This window comes from Actinomadura sp. NPDC048021 (assembly GCF_040653135.1).
In the GTDB taxonomy this organism is placed as follows: domain Bacteria; phylum Actinomycetota; class Actinomycetes; order Streptosporangiales; family Streptosporangiaceae; genus Spirillospora; species Spirillospora verrucosospora.
Genome location: NZ_JBEZJQ010000018.1, coordinates 123,254 through 142,582, shown reverse-complemented (window position 1 = coordinate 142,582; position 19,329 = coordinate 123,254). Strand labels below are relative to the sequence as shown.

22 protein-coding genes are annotated in these 19,329 nt (G+C 74.4%); 3 read left to right on the top strand and 19 right to left on the bottom strand.

Annotation, left to right across the window (positions count from 1 at the left end):
• Positions 1 to 48 precede the first annotated feature (48 nt).
• The gene (locus tag AB0C87_RS27880) at positions 49 to 537 is read left to right on the top strand and encodes a MarR family transcriptional regulator (RefSeq protein ID WP_353831975.1); all 489 of its coding nucleotides are present in this window, start codon (positions 49 to 51) and stop codon (positions 535 to 537) included.
• Positions 538 to 539: 2 nt separating this feature from the next.
• Here the strand turns inward: AB0C87_RS27880 and AB0C87_RS27875 are convergent, their stop codons facing one another.
• From AB0C87_RS27875 to AB0C87_RS27865, 3 genes are all read right to left on the bottom strand, one after another.
• Positions 540 to 1,145, bottom strand: a complete 606-nt coding sequence (locus AB0C87_RS27875; protein ID WP_345177936.1) for an isochorismatase family protein — start codon at positions 1,143 to 1,145, stop codon at positions 540 to 542.
• A gap of 71 nt (positions 1,146 to 1,216) precedes the next feature.
• The gene (locus AB0C87_RS27870) at positions 1,217 to 2,191 is read right to left on the bottom strand and encodes a helix-turn-helix domain-containing protein (protein ID WP_360580275.1); all 975 of its coding nucleotides are present in this window, start codon (positions 2,189 to 2,191) and stop codon (positions 1,217 to 1,219) included.
• 126 nt (positions 2,192 to 2,317) lie between these two features.
• Positions 2,318 to 3,316 (bottom strand): zinc-dependent alcohol dehydrogenase family protein, encoded by a 999-nt coding sequence (locus AB0C87_RS27865; protein WP_360580273.1) that lies wholly within the window; start codon positions 3,314 to 3,316, stop codon positions 2,318 to 2,320.
• Positions 3,317 to 3,405: 89 nt separating this feature from the next.
• Here AB0C87_RS27865 and AB0C87_RS27860 point away from each other — a divergent pair, with 89 nt between their 5' ends.
• Entirely contained in the window at positions 3,406 to 3,738 is a 333-nt protein-coding gene (locus AB0C87_RS27860; RefSeq protein WP_353831978.1) for an ArsR family transcriptional regulator, read from the top strand.
• A gap of 12 nt (positions 3,739 to 3,750) precedes the next feature.
• Here AB0C87_RS27860 and AB0C87_RS27855 read toward each other — a convergent pair whose 3' ends face one another.
• The gene (locus tag AB0C87_RS27855; RefSeq protein ID WP_345177930.1) at positions 3,751 to 4,113 is read right to left on the bottom strand and encodes a VOC family protein; all 363 of its coding nucleotides are present in this window, start codon (positions 4,111 to 4,113) and stop codon (positions 3,751 to 3,753) included.
• A 237-nt stretch (positions 4,114 to 4,350) separates the two neighbouring features.
• Between AB0C87_RS27855 and AB0C87_RS27850 the strand changes: the two genes are divergently transcribed.
• Positions 4,351 to 5,568, top strand: a complete 1,218-nt coding sequence (locus tag AB0C87_RS27850) for a hypothetical protein (RefSeq protein ID WP_345177928.1) — start codon at positions 4,351 to 4,353, stop codon at positions 5,566 to 5,568.
• Between the two features lie 11 nt (positions 5,569 to 5,579).
• On the opposite strand, the gene AB0C87_RS27845 is transcribed toward AB0C87_RS27850, so the two are convergent.
• From AB0C87_RS27845 to AB0C87_RS27775, 15 genes are all read right to left on the bottom strand, one after another.
• Entirely contained in the window at positions 5,580 to 6,626 is a 1,047-nt protein-coding gene (locus tag AB0C87_RS27845) for a hypothetical protein (RefSeq protein ID WP_360580271.1), read from the bottom strand.
• Positions 6,623 to 6,985 carry a helix-turn-helix transcriptional regulator gene (locus AB0C87_RS27840; RefSeq protein WP_353831981.1) on the bottom strand — a complete coding sequence of 121 codons (363 nt, stop codon included), beginning with the start codon at positions 6,983 to 6,985 and terminating at the stop codon, positions 6,623 to 6,625. The genes AB0C87_RS27845 and AB0C87_RS27840 overlap by 4 nt, the downstream gene beginning before the upstream one ends.
• Positions 6,986 to 7,024: 39 nt before the next feature.
• The gene (locus AB0C87_RS27835; protein ID WP_360580268.1) at positions 7,025 to 8,722 is read right to left on the bottom strand and encodes a GMC family oxidoreductase; all 1,698 of its coding nucleotides are present in this window, start codon (positions 8,720 to 8,722) and stop codon (positions 7,025 to 7,027) included.
• Positions 8,723 to 8,842: 120 nt separating this feature from the next.
• Positions 8,843 to 9,442, bottom strand: coding sequence for a hypothetical protein (locus tag AB0C87_RS27830; RefSeq protein ID WP_360580267.1), 600 nt, complete (start codon positions 9,440 to 9,442; stop codon positions 8,843 to 8,845).
• Between the two features lies 1 nt (position 9,443).
• Complete coding sequence (locus tag AB0C87_RS27825; RefSeq protein WP_360580265.1) at positions 9,444 to 9,974, bottom strand: hypothetical protein; 531 nt, start codon at positions 9,972 to 9,974, stop codon at positions 9,444 to 9,446.
• Between the two features lie 11 nt (positions 9,975 to 9,985).
• Positions 9,986 to 10,510 (bottom strand): hypothetical protein, encoded by a 525-nt coding sequence (locus AB0C87_RS27820; RefSeq protein ID WP_360580264.1) that lies wholly within the window; start codon positions 10,508 to 10,510, stop codon positions 9,986 to 9,988.
• Positions 10,507 to 11,037: a hypothetical protein gene (locus AB0C87_RS27815; protein WP_360580262.1), complete on the bottom strand. Its 531-nt coding sequence runs from the start codon at positions 11,035 to 11,037 to the stop codon at positions 10,507 to 10,509. The genes AB0C87_RS27820 and AB0C87_RS27815 overlap by 4 nt, the downstream gene beginning before the upstream one ends.
• A complete protein-coding gene (locus AB0C87_RS27810) occupies positions 11,034 to 12,281 on the bottom strand; it encodes an MlaD family protein (protein ID WP_360580260.1) in 1,248 nt (415 codons plus the stop codon). Before AB0C87_RS27810 ends, AB0C87_RS27815 begins: the two co-directional genes overlap by 4 nt.
• Positions 12,281 to 13,321 (bottom strand): MCE family protein, encoded by a 1,041-nt coding sequence (locus AB0C87_RS27805; RefSeq protein ID WP_360580259.1) that lies wholly within the window; start codon positions 13,319 to 13,321, stop codon positions 12,281 to 12,283. The genes AB0C87_RS27810 and AB0C87_RS27805 overlap by 1 nt, the downstream gene beginning before the upstream one ends.
• Entirely contained in the window at positions 13,318 to 14,310 is a 993-nt protein-coding gene (locus tag AB0C87_RS27800; protein WP_360580257.1) for an MCE family protein, read from the bottom strand. Before AB0C87_RS27800 ends, AB0C87_RS27805 begins: the two co-directional genes overlap by 4 nt.
• Complete coding sequence (locus tag AB0C87_RS27795; protein WP_360580255.1) at positions 14,310 to 15,353, bottom strand: MCE family protein; 1,044 nt, start codon at positions 15,351 to 15,353, stop codon at positions 14,310 to 14,312. The genes AB0C87_RS27800 and AB0C87_RS27795 overlap by 1 nt, the downstream gene beginning before the upstream one ends.
• Positions 15,350 to 16,405, bottom strand: coding sequence for an MCE family protein (locus AB0C87_RS27790; RefSeq protein WP_360580253.1), 1,056 nt, complete (start codon positions 16,403 to 16,405; stop codon positions 15,350 to 15,352). Before AB0C87_RS27790 ends, AB0C87_RS27795 begins: the two co-directional genes overlap by 4 nt.
• Positions 16,402 to 17,661, bottom strand: coding sequence for an MCE family protein (locus AB0C87_RS27785; protein WP_360580251.1), 1,260 nt, complete (start codon positions 17,659 to 17,661; stop codon positions 16,402 to 16,404). The genes AB0C87_RS27790 and AB0C87_RS27785 overlap by 4 nt, the downstream gene beginning before the upstream one ends.
• A complete protein-coding gene (locus tag AB0C87_RS27780) occupies positions 17,658 to 18,485 on the bottom strand; it encodes an ABC transporter permease (protein WP_360580249.1) in 828 nt (275 codons plus the stop codon). Before AB0C87_RS27780 ends, AB0C87_RS27785 begins: the two co-directional genes overlap by 4 nt.
• Positions 18,486 to 18,488: 3 nt before the next feature.
• Positions 18,489 to 19,274: an ABC transporter permease gene (locus AB0C87_RS27775; protein ID WP_353831991.1), complete on the bottom strand. Its 786-nt coding sequence runs from the start codon at positions 19,272 to 19,274 to the stop codon at positions 18,489 to 18,491.
• Positions 19,275 to 19,329 lie beyond the last annotated feature (55 nt).

Sequence of the window (19,329 nt, the reverse complement as noted above, 5' to 3'; positions counted from 1 at the left end):
ATGACGTCATGTATATGCATGCCGGGCACCACTCCGTAGGATGGCCGCATGGACAACGCCCCCCGGGACCCGGGAACCGACGGCAGCGCCCTCCTCGACCAGATCGGGCCCGCGCTGTCGCACCTGCGGCGGCGCACCTCCGGCGGGCGCGCGGACCTCACGCGCAACCTCGTCCTCAACGTGGTCGCGAACGCGCCCGGGGAGATGACGGTCGGCGGGCTCGCCGCCGAGATGGGGGTCACCCAGCCCGTCGCCAGCCGCACCGTCGCCGCCTGCATCGCCGACGGGCTGCTGCGGCGGGCCGCGTCCCAGGCGGACAGCCGCCGCACCGTCCTGGAACTCACGGACGCCGGAGAGGCCGAGCGCCGCCGCTTCGCCTCCGAGCAGCGCGCGACCTTCGAGGACATCACGGCGGGCTGGGAGCCGGCCGAACGCGTCCAGTTCGCGCGGTTCCTGGTCCGCTACAGCGAGGACGCCGGCGCCTGGTCCGCGCGGCAGCGCCGGGGCGGCCAGGACGGCGCGGGCGCGGACGCCTGACCTCAGGCGGGCAGGTCGTCCACGCGCGCCGCGACCCGGCCGAACAGGTCGCCGATCGTGGTCAGGGCCGCCGCGTGCAGCACCTCCGCCGGGACCGGCGCTCCGTCCGGGCCGGGCAAGGGCCGGGTGGCGCTCGCCTCCGCGACGACGGTCGGCCGGTAACCGCGGTTGAACGCGCCCTGCGCGGTGGACTGCACGCACATGTGCGTCATGAAGCCCGCCAGCACCAGGTCCGGCCCCGCATCGGCCCCGCGCAGCACGTCCAGCAGGTCCGTCTCGTGGAAGGAGTCAGGGAAGCCCTTCACCACGACCGGCTCACCGTCACGGGGCGCCACCCGCTCCACGACCTGGCCGATCTCGGCGCGGATGTCGTAGGGGCCGCCCTCACCGCCGTCGTTGACGACATGCACCACCGGCGTCCCGGCGGCGCGGGCACGGTCCAGCAGCCGCGCCGCCGCGTCCAGCGCCCGGTCGGCGTCGGGCAGCGCCATCACGCCCGTGCGGTAGGTGTTCTGGAAGTCGATCATGATCAGCGTGCTCGCGGCCAGGGACGGCAGTCCGCCGTCCAGGCCCATCAGCTCACGCAGGGTCGCCGAAACAGCACTCATCGCATCCTCCTCGAGAAAGGGAAAGGCAGGGTGGGGCACCGGCCGCGCGGGGCCGGGAAACAGGGGAAAGGTCAGGCGGCGGTGCGGAACCGCCGCCGGTAGGACGCCGGAGTCGTGCCAAGGCGCCGCCGGAACGCCCGGTGCAGTGTTTCCGCCGACCCCAGCCCGGCGGCGGTGGCGACCCGGTCGAGCGGCTCGTCGGTGCCCTCCAGCAACCGCCGCGCCGCCTCCACGCGCGTCGCTTCGACGAACGCGGCGGGGGTGGCGCCGGTCTCCTTGCGGAAGACCCGGCTGAAGTGCCGTTCGCTCAGGCACATCCGCTCGGCGAGCGCGGCCGCCGACAGGTCCTCGGCCGGGTTCGCGCAGATCCACGCTCGCAGCTCGTCGATGTCACGGCGCTGCGCGGGCGCGTGCCAGAGCGGCACACTGAACTGGCTCTGCCCGCCTGGGCGCTTGAGATACATCACCAGCTGCCGGGCGACCGCCAGCGCGACCCGTTCGCCGTGGTCCTCGGCGACGAGGGCGAGCGCCAGGTCCATGCAGGCGCTGATTCCCGCGCCCGTCCACACCTTCCCCGACCGGACGTAGATCGGATCGGGGTCCACGACGACATCCGGGTGGTCGGCGGCCAGCCGGTCGGCGGTGGCCCAGTGCGTGGTCGCCGTCCGGCCCGCCAGCAGCCCCGCCGCGGCCAGCAGGTGCGCGCCGACGCAGACCGACGCGACCCGCCGGGCGTGCCGGGCGGTCTCCGCGATCCATCCGACGAGATCCGGATCGACCACCGGCACGCCGGCGGAGTCGAGCGCGCCGGGCACCACGAGGGTGCCGACACGGTCGCCGACCTCCTCGAACGTCAGGTCGGTGGCGAGCCGCACACCGGCGCTGGTGCGCACCTGGCCTCCGTCCGGCCCGGCGAGCAGCACCTCGTACGGGGTCCCGCCGGACAGCTCCCGGTTCGCGATCGCGAACACCTCGGCGGGCCCGGTGACGTCGAGAAGATCGACGCACGGGAACACGGCGATGACGACACGGTGCGAAGCGGACATGTCCCTATCCTCGCAGCGGGTCGCGATGGCCGCCATGACGAGGTCCTGTCACATCCGGACACCCGTGGCCTGGCGCGGGCGTCAGGGCCGCGTCGGCTCGGACGACGCTCCGGGCTCCTCGGGGCGTCAGCGGGGGACGGTGACGACGATCTTGCCGATCTGGGTGTTCGACTCCAGGTGGCGGTGGGCGTCGGCGATCTCCGCCAGGGGGAAGGCGCGGTCGACGACGGGGCGGAACGCGCCCGAGCGCAGGCCGGAGGTCACGAAGGCGGCGGCGCGGCGGAGGCGTTCGGGGTCCCTGGCCGTCTCCAGCATCGTGTAGGTGCGCATGTTCAGCGCCGGCAGGCCGAGCTCGATGCCGGGGTAGGGCGTCGGCTCGCCGCTCAGCGCCCCGTACACCAGGAGAGACCCGCCGGGGGCGACGAGCCGGGCCAGGTCCGTCACTCCGGGGCCCGCGACGGCGTCGAAGACGAACTCGGCGCCGCGGCCGCCGGTCGCCGCGAGCACCCGTCCGGCCACGTCGTCCTCCCCGGTGACGATCACGTCGGCCGCGCCCTCCTTGAGCAGCGCGTCCTTCTTGGCGGCGGTGCGGGTCAGGGCGATCGGGGTCGCGCCGACGCGGTCGGCGACATGGATCGCGGCCAGGCCCACGCTGCTGGACGCGGCGTTCAGCACGACCGTGTCGCCGGGCCGCATGCCGCCGACCTCGACCAGCGCGCCGTAGGCCGTCAGGTACGGCATCCACACCGCCGCCCCCTCGACCGCGCCGAGCCCTTCGGGACGGTGCAGCACGGCCGAGGCGGGCACGATCGCCTGCTCGGCGTAGACGCCGTACTCGTTCTGCGAGAACCCGGGGACCGTGCTGACCGGCTGCCCTGGCCGGAACCCGGTGACGCCTTCGCCGACCGCCTCCACGACGCCCGCGGCCTCGGTGCCCAGCCTGGCCGGGAACGCCGTCACCGGTTCGATGTAGCGGCCGGTCCGGAACAGCACCTCGGCCCGGTTGAGGCCGATCGCCTCCACCCGGATCCGCAGCTCGCCCGGGCCGGGCTCGCGGACCTCCACGTCCTCGATCCGCATCACCTCGGGACCGCCGAGCTCGTGGAACATCACCGTCATGGCCATCGCGGGGCCCTTCCTCGTAGCAGGTCGGTCCACTGAACCCCTTAGTACGATGGCTGTCAAACTTTGATGGGTGTCGTACTATGGGCGCCATGGAGGACGACCGCATCCCGGCGCACCCCGACGTCCGGACGATCCCGCTTCAGCAGATCCTCGAAGCCCTGGTCGACCCCGTGCGGCGGAGCATCGTCACGAAGCTCCGCGAGGCCGCCGGGGACATCCGCTGCGGCGCCTTCGACCTGCCCGTGAGCAACTCCACGGCCACGCACCACTTCCGGATCCTGCGCGAGGCGGGGCTCATCCGGCAGTACTACGTCGGCACCTCCCGGATGAACGCCCTCCGGAGCGACGAGATCGACGAGGTCTTCCCGGGCCTGGTCGACGCCATCGTCGCCGCCGACCGCACGTCCCCCCGGCCTGCCTAGCGACCCCGCCGGTCAGTCGCCGGCGGCGATGCAGAAGGGGTGGCCCTCCGGGTCCAGGAGCACGGTCCACTCGTCGCCGCCGGGCTGGGTGTCGGGGCGGGTCGCGCCGAGGGCGAGCAGTTCCTTCACCGCGACCTCGACGTCCGCGACGGCGAAGTCCAGGTGCGCGTGCTTGGCGGCGCCGGGCCAGACCGGGGGCCGGTACCCCTCGATCCGCTGGAGCGCCAGCTGCGGCGCGGACCCGCTGTCGAGGTAGACGACGTCGTCGTCGCCGTAGCCGACCTCCCAGCCGGTGGCCTTCCGGTAGAACTCGGCCAGCGCGGTGTGGTCGGAGCAGTCGATGATGACCGCGCCGAGAGCGTTGAGAACGGACATGGGGAACCCCCTGCTGACGTACATGACGGGTATGAAGCGTGGGGCCTCTCGGCACCCGCGTGCGGCCAGCCTGCCGATACCGGCGGCTCCCGGGCTTGAAGATCTTTGTGCCCCCACCCCTGGCCGGGACCGCGCGCCGGCGGTCGCGGCCGCCTACGAGCGGGGCCTCCCCGGCTGACCGATATGAACCTTTTCGCGGGGGAGGTACGAAACGGAGTGGTTCACTAGGATGCTCGCGTGCGCGAAGATCAAGAGGTCCCGGACGACGGCGTGCTGACCGCGCCGATCCGGTTGCCGGGCGGCGCGCCGGTGGCCGCGGACGAGCCGGCCGAGCGCGCCCCGAGCCCCGTTCCCGCGCCGGCGGGCGCGTTCGGGCGGGACGTGGAGCGGCTGGCCGGGCTGGTCGCGCAGCTCGTCGAGAGCGCGGGCGTGCTGGGCGTGCGGCTGGACGGCGAGGTCCGCGACGTGCTGGGCACCGCGGAGAAGGCGTTCGCCGAGGCGCGGGACGCGCGGCGCGAGGCCGCCGAGGCGGACGCCCGCGCGGCCGAGGCCGAGGCCCGCGCGGAGGCGGCCCGCCTGGACGCCGTGGCGGCCCAGGAGGAGCTGGCCGCCGGGCTCGCCGCCGCCAAGGCCAGCGTCACGGCCGCGCAGGAGAGCGAGGCCAACGCGTGGCGGGAGGCCGGCGCCCACCAGCAGGCCCGCGCCACGTCCGCCAACGAGGCCGCACACGCCGAGGGGATCCGCAAGCGCGCCGAGGCGGCGTGGAGCACCGAGCACCAGGCGCGCACCGAGGCCGAGCGCGAGCGCGACGACCTGGCCGCGCGGCTGAGCAACGACCAGCTCGCGCTGGCCGCGGCCAAGAGCGACCTCGCCGACGTACGGGCCGAGTTGTCGGACGTGCGGGCCGAACTGGCGGAGGCGCGCGCCAAGCTGGAGGCCGCGGCCGACACCGAGCGGCGGCTGCGCGCGGAGCTGAGCGTCGTGCAGGGCGAGGTCGCGGGGCTGAGCGTGGAACGCGACGCCGCGACGGAGCGGGCCGCGGACCTGGCCGCGCGGGCCGAGCGCGCCGAGCAGCTCGCCGACGCGGCCGACGCCCGGATCGACGGCGAGCGGGCGCGGGCCGACCGGGCCGAGGAGCGCGCGGACGCCGCCGAGATCCGCATCGACCGCGACGCCGCGACCGTGCGGGCGCTGCAGGACACCCTGCGCGCCGCGCTCGACCTCCCGTCCATGGAGGACCTCGACGACGGCCGCGGCGTGCGGGTCGGCGACACGGGCGCGGTCACCGTCCAGCCCGGAGGCCTGGTCGGCGTCGACCAGGTCCCCGAGCTGATGGACGGCGAGCTGGCCGGACGGTTCGCCCGCGCGATCCTGGCCGTCCGCGTCCACCAGGCGACCCGCCGCGCCGTGGAGGAGCCGCCGGCCGAACCCGAGGAGCCCGGCCCCGAGGAGTAGCCCGGCGGGCGTCAGGCCTCGCCGGCGCGGCCGGGCGCGCCGGTCTTCAAGGGCAGTTCCGCCAGCCGGACGCACACCATCGTCACGGCGAAGCCGGCCAGGCCCTCGGCGAGGAGATGGGTGAGGGCCTGGGGCTCTCCGGACGAGCCCATGTGGAACAGGCCCACGCGGACGAGGAGCGGCAGCCCCGCGATCGCCAGCAGTGCGGCGGCCCGGCGCCCCTGGCGGGACCTCGCCAGGTCGGCGCAGACGAGGACGCCGATGGCCAGCGCGGCGACGAACTGGACGTAGCCCCATTTCTGGGAGAAGGTGACCAACCGGTCGATGTCGCGCGTGCCCACCTGGCCGAGGTCTCCCTGGAACACGAGGGCGAACAGGGGGTGCGACGAGAGCGCCACCAGAACCCCCGCCATGGCGGCCAAACCGGCGACACGGGCGCGGCCGAGCCGGCGGGCGCCGTGGCGGGGGCCCGGCGACGCGACCAGCGACGCGGTGGCCAGCAGGGCGAGCGCCAACGGGATGCCCGCCACCGAGGACGCCACGGGGGCGTACGGGGCCTCCGTGAAGGTCGCGGCCCACAACGCGAGGAGCAGCTGCGCGGCGGTCACCGCACAGGCGGCCACGGTGGCGGGGCGGCGGGCTCCGCGCCAGGCCAGGGCCGCGATGACCGCCCAGGCCGCCCAGTAGGGCGCGGTGCCGACGTAGGAGGCGAGCATGGGCCAGCCGCCCTCGCCCACCCGCTCCGCGAACACCATGCCCAGGTGCGGGACGTTGACGGCGAACCGCACCCCGTCGGCCACCAGCATGATCATCGCGACGAGGCCGGCGACGGCGAGCGCTCCCGGCCACGGCGATCCGGTGGCGTCGCCCGTGGCGCGGCGCAGCCGGATGCGGACGGCGCCGAGGAGCAGGTCGGCGGTGTCGGCGAAGGACGGCCGCGTCTGCCCCGGGCGGGCCGCGGACATCAGCACGTCCAGCATCTCCTCCCCGTGCTCGGCGCGATGTCCGGCCGGGTAGCAGGCGAGGAGGCGGCGGTAGCGGAGTTCGAGCGCGCTCACCGGAGCCCCCCGAAGGCCGGGGTGGTGCCGCCGCGCAGGTCCGGGAAGGCGGCCAGGCGGCGGGCGGCGACCCGCGTCCGGTGCTGGAGCGCCTCGACCTCGGCGCTCAGCGCGGCGGCGCCGTCCTCGGTGAGCCGGTAGTAGCGGCGCAGCCGGCCGTCCACGACCTCCTCGCGGTCGGGGGCGATGAGCCCCTCCGCCTGCAGCCGGTCCAGCGCGGCGTAGAGCGTGCCGGCGCGCAGCCGGGCGCGCCCGGCGGAGATCTGCTCGACGTCGGACATGATCCCGTAGCCGTGCTGCGGGCCGTCCGCGAGCGCGGTGAGGATCAGGAACGTCGGCTCCTGCATGGATTTGGGCATGTGATCGTTATATATCGATCATCTGACTATGGCAAGGCGTCATCGGAGCGCGGCGGGGGCCGTGGGCGGGACGGCGGGCTTCCCGGGCAGGACGCGGTCGACGCGCTCGTAGGGGCGGCCGGGCTCCGGACGGGGGTCCTTCTGGCCCCGGTTCGGCCAGAACGCCATGGCGCGCTCGGCCTGGGCCGTGATGGTGAGGGACGGGTTGACGCCGAGGTTCGCGGTGACCGCCGAGCCGTCCACGATGTGCAGGCCCGGATGGCCGTGGACGCGGTGGTACGGGTCGACGACGCCGGTCTCGGGCGTCTCGCCGATGACGCAGCCGCCGATGAAGTGCGCGGTCGTCGGGATGTTGAACAGGTCGAACCACGTCCCGCCGGGGGTGGCGTCGAGTTCCTCGGCGAGCATCCGGACGGCCCTGTGCGCGACGGGGATCCAGGTGGGGTTGGGCTCCCCGTCGCCCTGGCGCGCGACGAGCCTGCGGCGGCCGAGGCGGCCGCGCTCCTCGCCGATGGTGATGGAGTTGTCGGCGGTCTGCATGACCAGCGCGATGACGGTCCGCTTGGCCCAGTCCCTGAGGGACAGGCCGCGCAGGATGACGGTCGGGTGCCGGGCGGCCTGGCCGAGGAACTTCAGCCAGCGGGGCGCGCCGTCCCCGTCCACCAGCAGGGTCCGGATGACGCCCATGGCGTTGTTGCCCGCGCCGTAGCGGGTGGGTTCGATGTGGGTCTTGTCGTCCGGGTGGAACGACGAGGTGATGGCGAGGCCCGTGCTGTGGTCCACGTCCTTCGCGCGGTGCCAGACGGTCATGCGCTCGACGCCGAGGAGCGCCTCGGAGTTGGTGCGGGTGAGCTCGCCGAGGCGCGGCGACAGGTGCGGGAGACGGCCGGCGGCGCGCATGCGGTGCAGGAGGCGCTGCGTCCCGTACGTCCCGGCGGCGAGGACGACGTGCTCGGCGGTCAGCGTCCGGCGGCGCCCGCGGAACGGGCCGGTGCGCTCGGCGGTCACCTCGTACCCGCCGGACTCCCGGGGCGCCAGGGCGGTGACGGTGGTGTCGGGGACGACTCGCACGCCCGCCTTCTCCGCCAGGTACAGGTAGTTCTTGGTCAGCGTGTTCTTCGCGCCGACCTTGCAGCCGATCATGCAGGAGCCGCAGCCGGTGCAGGTGGTGCGGCGGGGGCCCGCGCCGCCGAAGTAGGGGTCGGCGGCATCCTCGCCGGGCCTCTCGCCGAAGAACACGCCGACCGGCGTCGGGTGGTGGGTGTCGCCGACGCCCATCCGCTCGGCGACGCGCTTCATCGCCTCGTCGGCGGGCGTGACGAGCGGGTTCACCGTGACGCCGAGCATGCGGCGGGCCAGGTCGTAGAACGGCGCGAGCTCGTCCTGCCAGTCGGTGATGTGGCCCCACTGGCGGTCCTTGAAGAACGGTTCCGGCGGGACGTAGAGGGTGTTCGCGTAGACGAGGGAGCCGCCGCCGACGCCCGCCCCGGCCAGCACGAGGACACCGGCCTTTCCGCCCACCAGGTGGACGCGCTGGATCCCCCGCATCCCGAGGCGCGGCGCCCACACGTACTTGCGCAGCCGCCACGACGTCTTGGGCAGCGTGCCCTCGTCGAAGCGGCGCCCCGCCTCGACCACCGCGACCCGGTAGCCCTTCTCCGCCAGCCGCAGGGCCGACACGCTGCCGCCGAACCCGGAGCCCACCACGATCACGTCGAAATCGAAGCCGTCGGGCATCACACACCGCCTTCGTCGGGGGAACGAAGGGGCCGAGTGTGCTCCTCCGGAGCGTGCGCGCACCATGCACGCATCGCAACGATTCACGGCGGCTTTTGTCAGTGGAGCGACAAAGCCCGCTCAGCCGGCGGTGAAGGCGTCGAGTGCGGTGATCTTCCAGTGGCCGTCGCGGCGGGCGGCGGTGACGGTGAGCATGGCGGGCGCGTGGGTGCTCTCGCCGTCGGCGGTGCGGGTGGTCCGCTGGTCGGCGAAGACGAGGACGGCGGCGCGGTCGCCGGTCAGGGTGGTGACGGCGCTGTCGGTGACGCGGGTGCTGAGCACGGTCCTCGCCTTCGGGGCGTCCTCGCGGACCTTCCCGAAGATCGCCTCGTACTGGCGGACGGCGTCGCCGGCGAGGGACGCGCGTGCCGCCTGCGACGTCCGGCCGGGGGCGGCGTAGTCGTAGGAGAACACCTTGCCGATCATGTCGGCGACGGCGCCCTTGACCTCGCTGGTCGCGGCGCCGTCGGTGAGGGCGGCGTTGCGGGCGGACGGGTCGTCCCGCAGGCCGCCGGCCTGCCGGAGCGCCCACACGCCGAAGGCGGCGAGCAGGACGGCGGCGAGGCCGAGAGCGATGGGCGAGGACGCGCGGGCCCGCCACCACGCGGTGTTCCGCACGACCCAGGCGGTGTTCCGCACGAGCCGGGCGGCCCGCAGAGCCGTGCGGCCGAGCTCCGCCATGTCAGGATCCCTCCGCCGGAGCCTGGCCCAGCCCGCTGAGCTTCCAGCCGCCGGACGTCCTGGTCAGCTCGCCGACGAGGCGGCTCTGCCGGACGGCCGGGTCGCCGTCCGGCGGGGTCACGGTGATCTCGACGGCGACCAGCATCCGGGCCCTGCCGGACCGCTCGTCCAGTTCGGCGACGGCGGCGTCCAGGATGCGGGCCCTGGTGATCGTCCGCGCCTTCGCGACCTCCCGCTCGAAGGCCGGACGGCCCTGCGCGATCTGCCGGTGCAGGTCGCCGGTGGTGGAGTCCTGCCAGGTCCTCAGGCCGGGCCCGAGGGAGCGGTAGTCGAGGGTGTTGAGGTTCTGGACGCCCTGCTCCCCCGCCTCCAGGACGTCGTCGCGCGCGCGGGAGTACGCGCGGGCGCCGTCGTGCGCGGCCGAGTACCAGGACCGGCCGGCCCAGGCGGCGAACAGCGCGGCGAGGACGAGCAGCGCCGTCGCCGTCCGTCGCGAGGTGTCGTCTGTCCCCCGCAGGGTTCCGTCTGCCATGCGAGCCCCCCTCAGACCGAGGTGAGAGCGGTGATCGTCCAGTGGCCGCGGTCGCGGTGCGCGGTCACCGCGAGCTGCGCGGCGGCGGGCGTCCCGTCCGGCCCGCCGGCGCGCGTGGCGGTCTGGTCGAGGAAGACCAGGAGCCGGGCGGTGTCGCCGGTCAGCGAGACGACCCCGGCGCGCACGACGCGGGTGGCGAGCGTGACGCGCTGGGCCGGGGCCTGCCGCCTGACCTGCGCGAAGAGCCGCCGGTACTCGTCCAGCGCCCGGCCGGACAGCTCCGTTCCCGCGGCCCGCTCGGTGGCGGCGAGGTCGTCCGGCGCGTAGCTGAACACCCGGGCGAGGGCCGTGGACACGTCCCCGAGCACCTCGGTCGTGGCCACGTCGTCCAGGATGGCGGTGTCGCGGGGAGTCCGCCCGCCCCCCGCCAGCCCGTGGTCCCGTGCCGGCCCGGCGGCGAGACGGAGGGCCGGCGCGAGCACGGCGAGCGCGAGCGCGACCGCGAACGGCCCGCGGAGCCTGGGCAGCCGCCTCATCGCGCACCGACCGGGATCGCGGTGAGCGATTCGAGCCTCCAGCCGGACGGCGTGCGGACCGTCCCGGCCTCGAAACGCTTGCGCTGCAACGTGGGCGCGCCGCCCTGCGAGGCCAGCTTCACCTGCACGGACGCGATGACCTTCGCCTTCCCCGCCCGGACGTCGAGCGAGGTGACGGCGGCGCCGGTGACGGTGGCCGCGGCGGTGGTCCGGGACCGGCCGATCCTGGTGCGGTTCCGCGGTTCGTCCCGGGCGAGCTGGTCGTGCAGCGGGCCGGTGGAGGCGTCCCGCCAGGCGCGCAGCCCCGCGTCCGCCCGCGCGGGGTCCATCGAGTTGAGCGCGGCGATCTGCTCGCGCGCGCTCCGCAGCACGACGTCCCGCGCGCGTTCGGGCCCGCTCCGGGCGTCCGGTTCGTCGTGCCACACCGTCCAGCCCGACCAGGCGAGGAACGCGGCGGCCGCCGCGATCGCCGCCCACCCGGCGAGGCGCCGGCCGCGCCCCCGGGCATCCTGTGCGGTCGCGGTCATTCGCCCGCCCCCTCGACGCCGAGCAGGCCGCCCATGCCGGTGGGGCCGTCTTCGACGCCGGGCAGGGCGAGCGCCCCCGGCAGCGCGGGCGAACCGGCGGAGAGCACCGACCCCGCCCGCGCCGGGGCCGGGACGGGACGTCGCGGTGCGTTGCCCGCGCCGCGCACGTTCACGCCGCTGGACGGCGGCGAGGCGCAGCGGGCGGCCGTGTTGAGCGCCGGGCCGGGCGAGGTGTCGAGGCCGTTGCGGTACTTCGTGCCGCCGTAGCCGCTCGTGCAGTCCGGAGGGTCGAAGAACGTCGTGACCATCCCGAAGCGGAGCCTGCCGCCCTGGGCGGCCGACATGCCGGCGGAGACCGCCGCGGGCGCCTTGACCAGGAGCTGCTCCAGGCCGTCGGCCCGGGGTTCCAGCAGATCGGCCGTGGTCAACAGGTTCGCGACCAGGACGCTGAGGGACGGGTCGAGGTCGCGCACCAGCGCCCGGAACTCGCCCGCCGCTCCCGGCGCGGTCGACACCAGCCTGCGGAAGGCCGGGTCGGACTCGCGGAGCTGCTCGGAGAGGAGCCGCGCGTTGCGGCCGAACGCCTTCAGCGACGCGGCCTCCTGGTTCTGGGTGCGCAGGACGGTCTCGCCGTCGCCGATGAGCGAGGTGGTCGGCCCGGCGTTCTCGTTCGCGGCGCGGGTCAGCGACCGTGTGCCGTCCAGGAGGGCCTGGAGGTCGGGACCCTGCCCGGCGAACGCCTGGCCCAGCTCCCCGACGACCGTCCGCAACGCCTCGGTCGGGACGGACGTGGCGAGCGCGTTCACGCTGGTGAGCAGGTCCGTCACCGGCGCGGGGGTCGCCGTGGACGAGCGCGGGATCACCGAGCCCGCCGCCAGGTACGGTCCGGCGCCGGTGTCCGGGCGCAGGTCGATGTACTGCTCGCCGATCGCCGAGCGGTTCGCGACGACGGCCCGCGTGCGCGCGGGGATCCGCGGCGCCGACTTCTTGATCTTCAGGTCGGCGAGCACGCCGTCGCCGGTCAGGCGCAGCGCGCCGACCCGCCCGACCGAGGTGCCCCGGTAGGTGACGTCGGCGTTCTCCGCGAGGCCGCCCGCCTCGGCGAGGTCGGCCCGCACGACGTAGTGGTCGCGGTAGCCGACGTACCCGCCGAGGCCGGCGTAGGTGAGGCCGACGTAGCCCACCGCGAGCAGGCCGGCGACGAGGAACACGAGGTTCTTGACCCTGGCGGACGCGGTCGGCATCAGTCCCCCTCGGCGGGCTTGACCGGCGGGACGATCCGGGTCCCCGGGCGGGCCGTGATCTGGAGGTACACGTTCAGGTAGTCGCCCTTCACCGCGGGCAGGACGGCGTCGGTGAACGGGTACGTCGCCAGGACCTGCAGCGCGTTCGGCAGGTCCCGGCCGGCGTCGGAGAGCCTGCGCAGCGTCGGTTCGAGGGCGCGCAGGTCGGCGATCATGTCGTCCCTGCTCCGCCGGACGGTGGTGACCGCCGCGCGCGACAGGTCGTCCAGCGAGCGCAGCATCCGGACGAGCGCCCCGCGCTGCTCGGCCAGCACCGCGAGGCCGGGTTCGATGTCGTCGAGGGCGACGCCGATCTGGTCCCCGCGGCCGCGCAGCGTGGCCGACAGCCGGTTCAGGCCGTCGATGGCGTCGGTGATGCCCTGCCTGTTCGCGTCCAGGGCGCCGGCGAGCGTGCGGGCCTGCTCCAGCAGCGACCGGACCCGCGGTTCGTTGCCGCCGAGCGCCCGGTTCAACTCGACGGTGATCGTCCGGAGCTGGGCGATGCCGCCGCCGTTCAGCAGCATCGACAGCGCGCCGAAGACCTCCTCGACCTCGGGGTTCCGGTTCGTCCGGGACTCCGGGATGACCGCGCCGTCCGCCAGCGCGCCCACCCCCGCGCCGGGCGGGGTCCCGCCCGGTGGGCCCGCGCCGAGCTGCACGAACTTCTCCCCCAGCAGGCTCGACTGGCGCAGTTCGGCGCGGGCGTCCGCGGGGAGCCGGACGTCGCCGTCGACCTTCATGGTGACCTCGGCCGCCCAGCCGTCCCGGGGCAGCGTCACCTTCACCACCCGCCCGACCGCGACGTCGTTGACCTTCACCGCCGACTGCGGGACGAGGTTCAGCACGTTCGCGAACCGCGCCCGCACCGTGTACGGGTGGTCGCCGAGGTCGGCGCCGCCGGGCAGCGGGAGGTCCGCGGCGCCGGAGAAGCCGCAGCCGCCGAGGGCGGTGCAGGCGAGGGCCGTCCCCACGGCGTTTCGGATGAGGGCGTTCTGGATCATGGCGCCGCCTTCCGGGGACCGGCCGCGGGAAGGGGCGGGGCCAGCTCGCCGAGGTTCTGCCGCCCCATCAGCGACCGCGTCGCCGGGTCGTAGGCGTTGAGGACGTTGGTCGCGTTGAGCGGCTGGACGTCCAGGGCCTCCGCCAGCGACCGGCGCTGCTTCACCAGCAGCCGCGTGATGTCGGCGAGCTTCGCGACGTTCCCGGCGATCTGCCGCCGGTTGTCGTGCACGAACGCCTTGACCCGGGCGAGCGCCTGGGCCAGCGCCCGCAGCGCGGCGTCCAGTTCCTCGCGGTCGTCGGCGAGGAAGCCGGAGACGTCGGCGAGCTGCCGCTCCGCCTCCCTGACCTGCCCGTCGTTCGTCTTCAGCGTCGTCGTGAACGTCTGGAGGCCGCGGATCGTCGCGAACAGGTCCTTCTGCGAGCCGGACAGCGTCCTGGCCGCCTGCGCCATCCGCTCGGTGGTCGTGCGGATGTCGCGCCCGTTGCCGCTCAGGTTCGCCGCGCCCGTTTCGAGGAGCCGCGACAGCGCGCCGTCCTTGTTCAGGCCCTGGGGCCCGAGGTCGCCGGCCAGCTTGCGGATGCTGTCGTAGATCGCGTCCAGCTCCATCGGCGTGGCGGTCCGCTCGACCGGGATCACCGTCCCGGGCGCCATCTTCGGGCCGGACGTGTAGGCGGGAGTGAGCTGGACGTACCGGTCGGCGACCAGGCTCGGCGCCACCGCCACGGCCTTCGCCCCGGCCGGGACGTCCACCCCCCGGTCGACGGTCATGACCGTCCTGACCCGGGTCCCCTCGGCGCGGACGGAGTCGACAGTGCCGACCTTCACGCCGAGGATCCGTACGTCGGAGCCCTGGTAGACGCCGACGGCGGTCTCGAAGTACACGGTGATCCGGGTCCCGCCCGGGTCGCGCAGGGCGACCGGCACGACGGCGGCGACGACCACCGCGAGACCGGCGGCGACCAGCGGCATTCTCAGGCGGCGCAGCATCACCCACCTCCCTTCCCGGGTGGCATGCACCCGTGATCCGGTGCCTTCGCCCCGTACTCCTTCGGGACGAGCCCGCACAGGTAGCCGTCCATCCAGCGCCCGTTGCCGAGCGTGTTGCCGAGGAGCCGCGTGTAGGGGCCGGCCGTCCTCAGCGCCCTGTCGAGGTCGTCCTGGTTCCTGCGCAGCAGGTCCGTGACGCGGCCGAGCGATCGGAGCGTCGGATCGAGCTGCCGCTGGTTGTCGTCGACGAGCCCGGTGAGCTGCTCCGCCAGCGCCTGGGTGCCGGTGAGCAGCGCGTGGATCGCCTCGCGGCGGCGCCGGATCTCACCGAGCAGCAGGTTCCCGTCGCGCAGCAGCGCCTCGACGTTCGCGCTCTGGCCCGCCATCGTCCCGGTGACCTGCCGGGCGCCCGCCAGCAGCCGCGCGAGCTCGGCGTCCCGCGACGAGATCGACTTCGACAGCGCGGAGACGCCGTCCAGCGCCCTGCGGACGCTCGGCGCCGTCCCCGCGAACGTCGTGGAGATCGCGTCGAGGCTCGCGGCGAGCCGGGCGGAGTCGATCCGGCCGGTCGTCCCGGCGAGATCCTCGAACGCCCTGGTCACGTCGTAGGGGGAGGTCGTGCGGTCGAGGGGGATGCGGCGGCCCGGGTCCTGCGGGCGGGCGCCGAGCGGGTCGAGGGCGAGGAACTTGTCGCCGAGCAGCGTCTTGATCGCGATGGCGGCGGTGCTGGCGTCCCCGATCCAGGCGCGGCGCACCCGGAACGCGACGGCGACCTTCGCGCCGTCCAGCCGGACCCCGGTGACCTCGCCGACCTTCACCCCCGCGACGCGGACCTCGTTGCCGGGACGCAGCCCGGCGGCCTCGCCGAACTCGGCGGTGTAGCGGGTGCCGCCGCCGATCACCGGCAGGTCCCCGGCGTTGAACGCCAGCAGGACCAGCGCGCTGATCAGCGTGAGCGACACGACCGCGACGGCGACCGGGTTCCGCTCCCGGACGGGCCGCAGCCGAGGCCGCCGGCCTTCGGCGTGCCGTCTGTTCGTCATGCGCCGCACCTTTCGGCCGTGAGCGGGACACCGGTGGGCGGCGGATGCTCCTCGCCCGGGTACTGCCGGTAGGCGGCGCCGCCGAGGTCGGCCTGGCAGAGGTAGAGGTTCATCCACGACCCGTAGGAGGCGATGCGCCCGATCGCGGTCATCTTCACCGGCAGCAGCCGCAGGAACGACTCGACCTTCGGGGAGTCGTCCGACAGGTTCCGCGACAGCCGCCCGAGCTGGGCGATGTCTCGCCTGAGCGGTTCGCGGCCGTCGCGCAGCAGGCCGGCGGCGGTGCTCGCGAGGTCGTCCAGCGCGCCGATCGCCGCGCCGATCGACGTGCGGTCGGCGGCCAGCCCGGACACGAGCCTCCGCAGCGTCCCGACCAGGTTCCCGAGGTGGTCGCCGCGCGCGTTGACCGTGTCGAGGACGGCGTTCAGGTTGTCGACGACCTGCCCGATGACCTGGTCCTTGTCGGCGATTCCGCGCGTCAGCGACCCGACCGCCGACAGCAGCCCCTCGACCGTCCCGCCCTCGCCCTGGAGCACCTGAACGATCGACCCGGCGAGCCGGTTCACGTCCTGCGGCGACAGTGCCTGGAACAGCGGCTGGAACCCGTTGAACAGCTGCGTCAGGTTCAGTGCGGGCGCCGTCCGCTCGACGGGGATGGTGGCGCCGGGCCGCAGCGTCCCGCCGGTCCCGGCGCCCCGTCCCAGCTCGACGTACCGCTGCCCGATCAGGTTCAGGTACTTGATCGTGGCGGTGGACGAGGCGGGCAGCCGGCGCCCGCGCTCGACGGAGAACGAGACCAGCGCGACGCGGCGGTCCACGACCTCGATGCCGCCGATCCGGCCGACCTCGACGCCCGCGATCCGGACGCCGTCGCCCTCGCGGAGCCCGGACGCGTCGGTGAAGCGCGCCCGGTAGGTGACGGCGTCGCCGCCGCCGGACCCGGTGATGCTGAGGGCGAGCATCGCGGTCGCCACCACGGTCACCACGACGAAGGCCAGCGACTTGACCAGCGGCTTCGCCAGGCCCCGGTTCCCTCGCGCCGTCCGGTTCACTTGAGCCTCACCTCCGTGCCCCGGTAGACGGGCCCGACGAGGACGCTGCTCCAGTCGGGCAGCGCCTCCGGAACCTCCTGGAGCCCGGGGGCGAGCAGCTCGTTGACGAGGCGGTTCTCCTCGGGCGAGTTCGGCAGGCCGAGCGCGCCCGGCGCCACCGCGACGGGCGTCGCCGCATCGACCGGCGCCGACTTCGGGACGGCGGTCCCGCCCACCGGATAGCAGTGCGGGCCGCCCTTGTCGGTGTAGCGCGGACGGTCCCTGCCCGGGACGTAGCGGCCCTTGGACGGCAGCGTCGTGACGTCCACATGCAGGCCGGGCCGGTCGGTGCCCTTGCCGAGCACCCTGTCCATCACGGGGACGAAGTCGGTCAGCATCCGCAGCGTGCACGGGTACTCGGGCGAGTACCTGCTCAGCAGTTCGAGCGTCGGGCGGCTCGCCGCCGACAGCCGGATGACGTTGCCGGAGTTCTCGTGCAGGAAGTGGGCCAGGTCCTGGGAGGCGTCCGTGACCGACGCGTACAGCCGCGCGAGGTCGTCGCGCTGCTCGACCAGCGACCGGCTCGTGGAGGCGAAGTCGTGGAGGGCCTGGAGGATGTCGGGCGCGGCCTCGGTGTAGTCGCGGCTCACCTCGACGAGCAGCCTGAGGTCGCGGTTGAGGGCCGGCACGCTCGGGTTGATCTTCTTGAGGTAGGAGTCCAGCTCGGCGATCGTCCGGCCGAGGTCGGCGCCGCGGCCGTCCAGCGCCTGGGACACGGCGGTGAGCGTCGCCGCCAGCTCCGCCGGCCGCACGGCCGTGAGCAGCGGGTACAGGGTGTCCATCACCTGCTGGAGCTCGATCGCGTTCGCCGACCGGTCCTGGCTGATGACGCTCCCGCCGGTGAGCCGTTCGGGGGACGGCCGCGCGGGCGGGACGAGCGCGACGAACCGCGCTCCGAACAGCGTCGTCGGCAGGAGCTGGGCCGACACGTTGCGCGGCAGCAGCCGCACCTTGTCCGGCCGGATCGCCAGCCGGAGCGTCGCGACGCCGCCGTCCGAGGAGATCTCGCGGACCTCGCCGACGACCACGCCGCGCAGCTTCACGTCCGCGTGCGGGCGCATCTCGCTGCCCGCGCTCGCCGTCCGCAGCGTCACCCAGGCGACGTCGGTGAACTTCTTGCCGTAGACGGCGACCGACAGCCAGACCAGCAGCACCGGCACCAGCAGGAACGCCACCCCCGCGAGCCGCCGGCCGAGGACCCCGCCGCGGGCGTTCACCCGGCCACCTTCACCGTCGTGCCGGCGCCCCAGAGCGCGAGGCTGAAGAAGAAGTCGCTGACGCTGATCAGGACGATGGACGTGCGGACCGCGCGGCCGACGGCGCGCCCCACCCCGGCCGGTCCCCCGGCCGCGCGGTAGCCGTAGTAGCAGTGCGACAGGATCACCAGGACGCTGAACACCAGCACCTTGAGGAACGACAGGACGACGTCCGCCGGCGCCAGGAACAGCCGGAAGTAGTGGTCGTAGGTGCCCGCCGACTGCCCGTTGACCACCACCGTGACCTCCCGGGACGCCAGGTAGGCGCACAGCAGGCCGATGGCGTACAGCGGGACGATCGCGACGGCGCCCGCGACGATCCGCGTCGTCACCAGGTACGGCAGCGACGGGATGCCCATGACCTCCAGGGCGTCCACCTCGTCGCTGATGCGCATGGCGCCGAGCTGCGCGGTGAACCCCGCGCCGACCGTCGCCGACAGCGCCAGGCCCGACACCACCGGGGCGATCTCGCGGGTGTTGATGTAGGCGGACGCGAACCCGGTGAACGCCGAGGTCCCGATCTGCTGGAGGGCCGAGTAGCCCTGCATGCCGACGACGACGCCGGTCGCGAGGGTCATCGCGACCATCACGCCGATCGTCCCGCCGATCACGCCGAGGCCGCCGCTGCCGAACGCGACCTCGGAGAGCAGCCGCTGCACCTCCCTGCGGTAGCGGTGGACGGCGCGCGGCGTCCACAGCAGCGCCCGGACGTAGAAGACGCCCTGGTCGCCGGGCCGGTCCAGCCACGCGAACCACCCGGCGGGGCCCGCTCCGATCACGGCCATCGCTCAGCCTCCCTTCGGCGGGACGACCTGGAGGTAGATCCCGGTGATCACGAGGTTGAGCAGGAACAGCAGCAGGAACGTGATGACGACCGACTGGTTCACCACGTCGCCGACGCCCTTCGGGCCGCCCCTCGGGTTCAGGCCCCGGTGGGCCGCGACGATCCCGGCGACGAAGCCGAACAGCAGCGCCTTCGCCTCGCCGACGTAGAGGTCGGGGAGCTGGGCGAGGGCGGAGAAGCTCGCGACGTACGCGCCGGGCGTCCCGCCCTGCATCATGACGTTGAAGTAGTAGCCGCCCGCGACGCCGACGACCGAGACGAGCCCGTTCAGCAGGAAGGCGACGGCGACGCACGCGAGGACGCGCGGGACGACGAGCCGCTGGACGGGCGAGACGCCGAGCACCTCCATCGCGTCCAGCTCCTCGCGGATCGTCCGGGCGCCGATGTCCGCGCAGATCGTCGAGCCCGCCACCCCCGACACCAGCAGCGCCACGATCATCGGGCTGGCCTGCTGGATCACCACCAGGACGCTGGCGGCGCCGGTGAACGACTGCGCGCCGAACTGCTGGGTGAGGGAGCCGACCTGCAGCGACGTCACCGCGCCGAACGGGATCGACACGAGCGCCGTCGGCAGGATCGTCACGCTGGCGATGAACCAGAACTGCTCGACGAACTCGCGGACCTGGAAGGGCCGCCGGAACGCCATGCCGGACACGGTGGCGCCGAGCGCGAACATCCGGCCCGCCTCGCGCAGCGCGCTCAGCGGATACGTGGCCAGGGGCGCCGTCATCCGGCGGCTCCTGCCTGCGTGAAGGCCGCCGGAGCCCCCGGGTCCTGACGCGGCG

Excerpts from the sequence above, each read along its gene's own strand:
- AB0C87_RS27800 (WP_360580257.1), bottom strand. The coding sequence starts at position 14,310 with ATGCTGCGCCGCCTGAGAATGCCGCTGGTCGCCGCCGGTCTCGCGGTG.
- AB0C87_RS27795 (WP_360580255.1), bottom strand. The coding sequence starts at position 15,353 with ATGACGAACAGACGGCACGCCGAAGGCCGGCGGCCTCGGCTGCGGCCC.
- AB0C87_RS27860 (WP_353831978.1), top strand. The coding sequence starts at position 3,406 with ATGGAGGACGACCGCATCCCGGCGCACCCCGACGTCCGGACGATCCCG.
- AB0C87_RS27805 (WP_360580259.1), bottom strand. The coding sequence starts at position 13,321 with ATGATCCAGAACGCCCTCATCCGAAACGCCGTGGGGACGGCCCTCGCC.
- AB0C87_RS27775 (WP_353831991.1), bottom strand. The coding sequence starts at position 19,274 with ATGACGGCGCCCCTGGCCACGTATCCGCTGAGCGCGCTGCGCGAGGCG.
- AB0C87_RS27875 (WP_345177936.1), bottom strand. The coding sequence starts at position 1,145 with ATGAGTGCTGTTTCGGCGACCCTGCGTGAGCTGATGGGCCTGGACGGC.
- AB0C87_RS27810 (WP_360580260.1), bottom strand. The coding sequence starts at position 12,281 with ATGCCGACCGCGTCCGCCAGGGTCAAGAACCTCGTGTTCCTCGTCGCC.
- AB0C87_RS27830 (WP_360580267.1), bottom strand. The coding sequence starts at position 9,442 with ATGGCGGAGCTCGGCCGCACGGCTCTGCGGGCCGCCCGGCTCGTGCGG.
- AB0C87_RS27865 (WP_360580273.1), bottom strand. The coding sequence starts at position 3,316 with ATGGCCATGACGGTGATGTTCCACGAGCTCGGCGGTCCCGAGGTGATG.
- AB0C87_RS27840 (WP_353831981.1), bottom strand. The coding sequence starts at position 6,985 with ATGCCCAAATCCATGCAGGAGCCGACGTTCCTGATCCTCACCGCGCTC.
- AB0C87_RS27855 (WP_345177930.1), bottom strand. The coding sequence starts at position 4,113 with ATGTCCGTTCTCAACGCTCTCGGCGCGGTCATCATCGACTGCTCCGAC.
- AB0C87_RS27825 (WP_360580265.1), bottom strand. The coding sequence starts at position 9,974 with ATGGCAGACGGAACCCTGCGGGGGACAGACGACACCTCGCGACGGACG.
- AB0C87_RS27835 (WP_360580268.1), bottom strand. The coding sequence starts at position 8,722 with ATGCCCGACGGCTTCGATTTCGACGTGATCGTGGTGGGCTCCGGGTTC.
- AB0C87_RS27780 (WP_360580249.1), bottom strand. The coding sequence starts at position 18,485 with ATGGCCGTGATCGGAGCGGGCCCCGCCGGGTGGTTCGCGTGGCTGGAC.
- AB0C87_RS27880 (WP_353831975.1), top strand. The coding sequence starts at position 49 with ATGGACAACGCCCCCCGGGACCCGGGAACCGACGGCAGCGCCCTCCTC.
- AB0C87_RS27820 (WP_360580264.1), bottom strand. The coding sequence starts at position 10,510 with ATGAGGCGGCTGCCCAGGCTCCGCGGGCCGTTCGCGGTCGCGCTCGCG.
- AB0C87_RS27870 (WP_360580275.1), bottom strand. The coding sequence starts at position 2,191 with ATGTCCGCTTCGCACCGTGTCGTCATCGCCGTGTTCCCGTGCGTCGAT.
- AB0C87_RS27815 (WP_360580262.1), bottom strand. The coding sequence starts at position 11,037 with ATGACCGCGACCGCACAGGATGCCCGGGGGCGCGGCCGGCGCCTCGCC.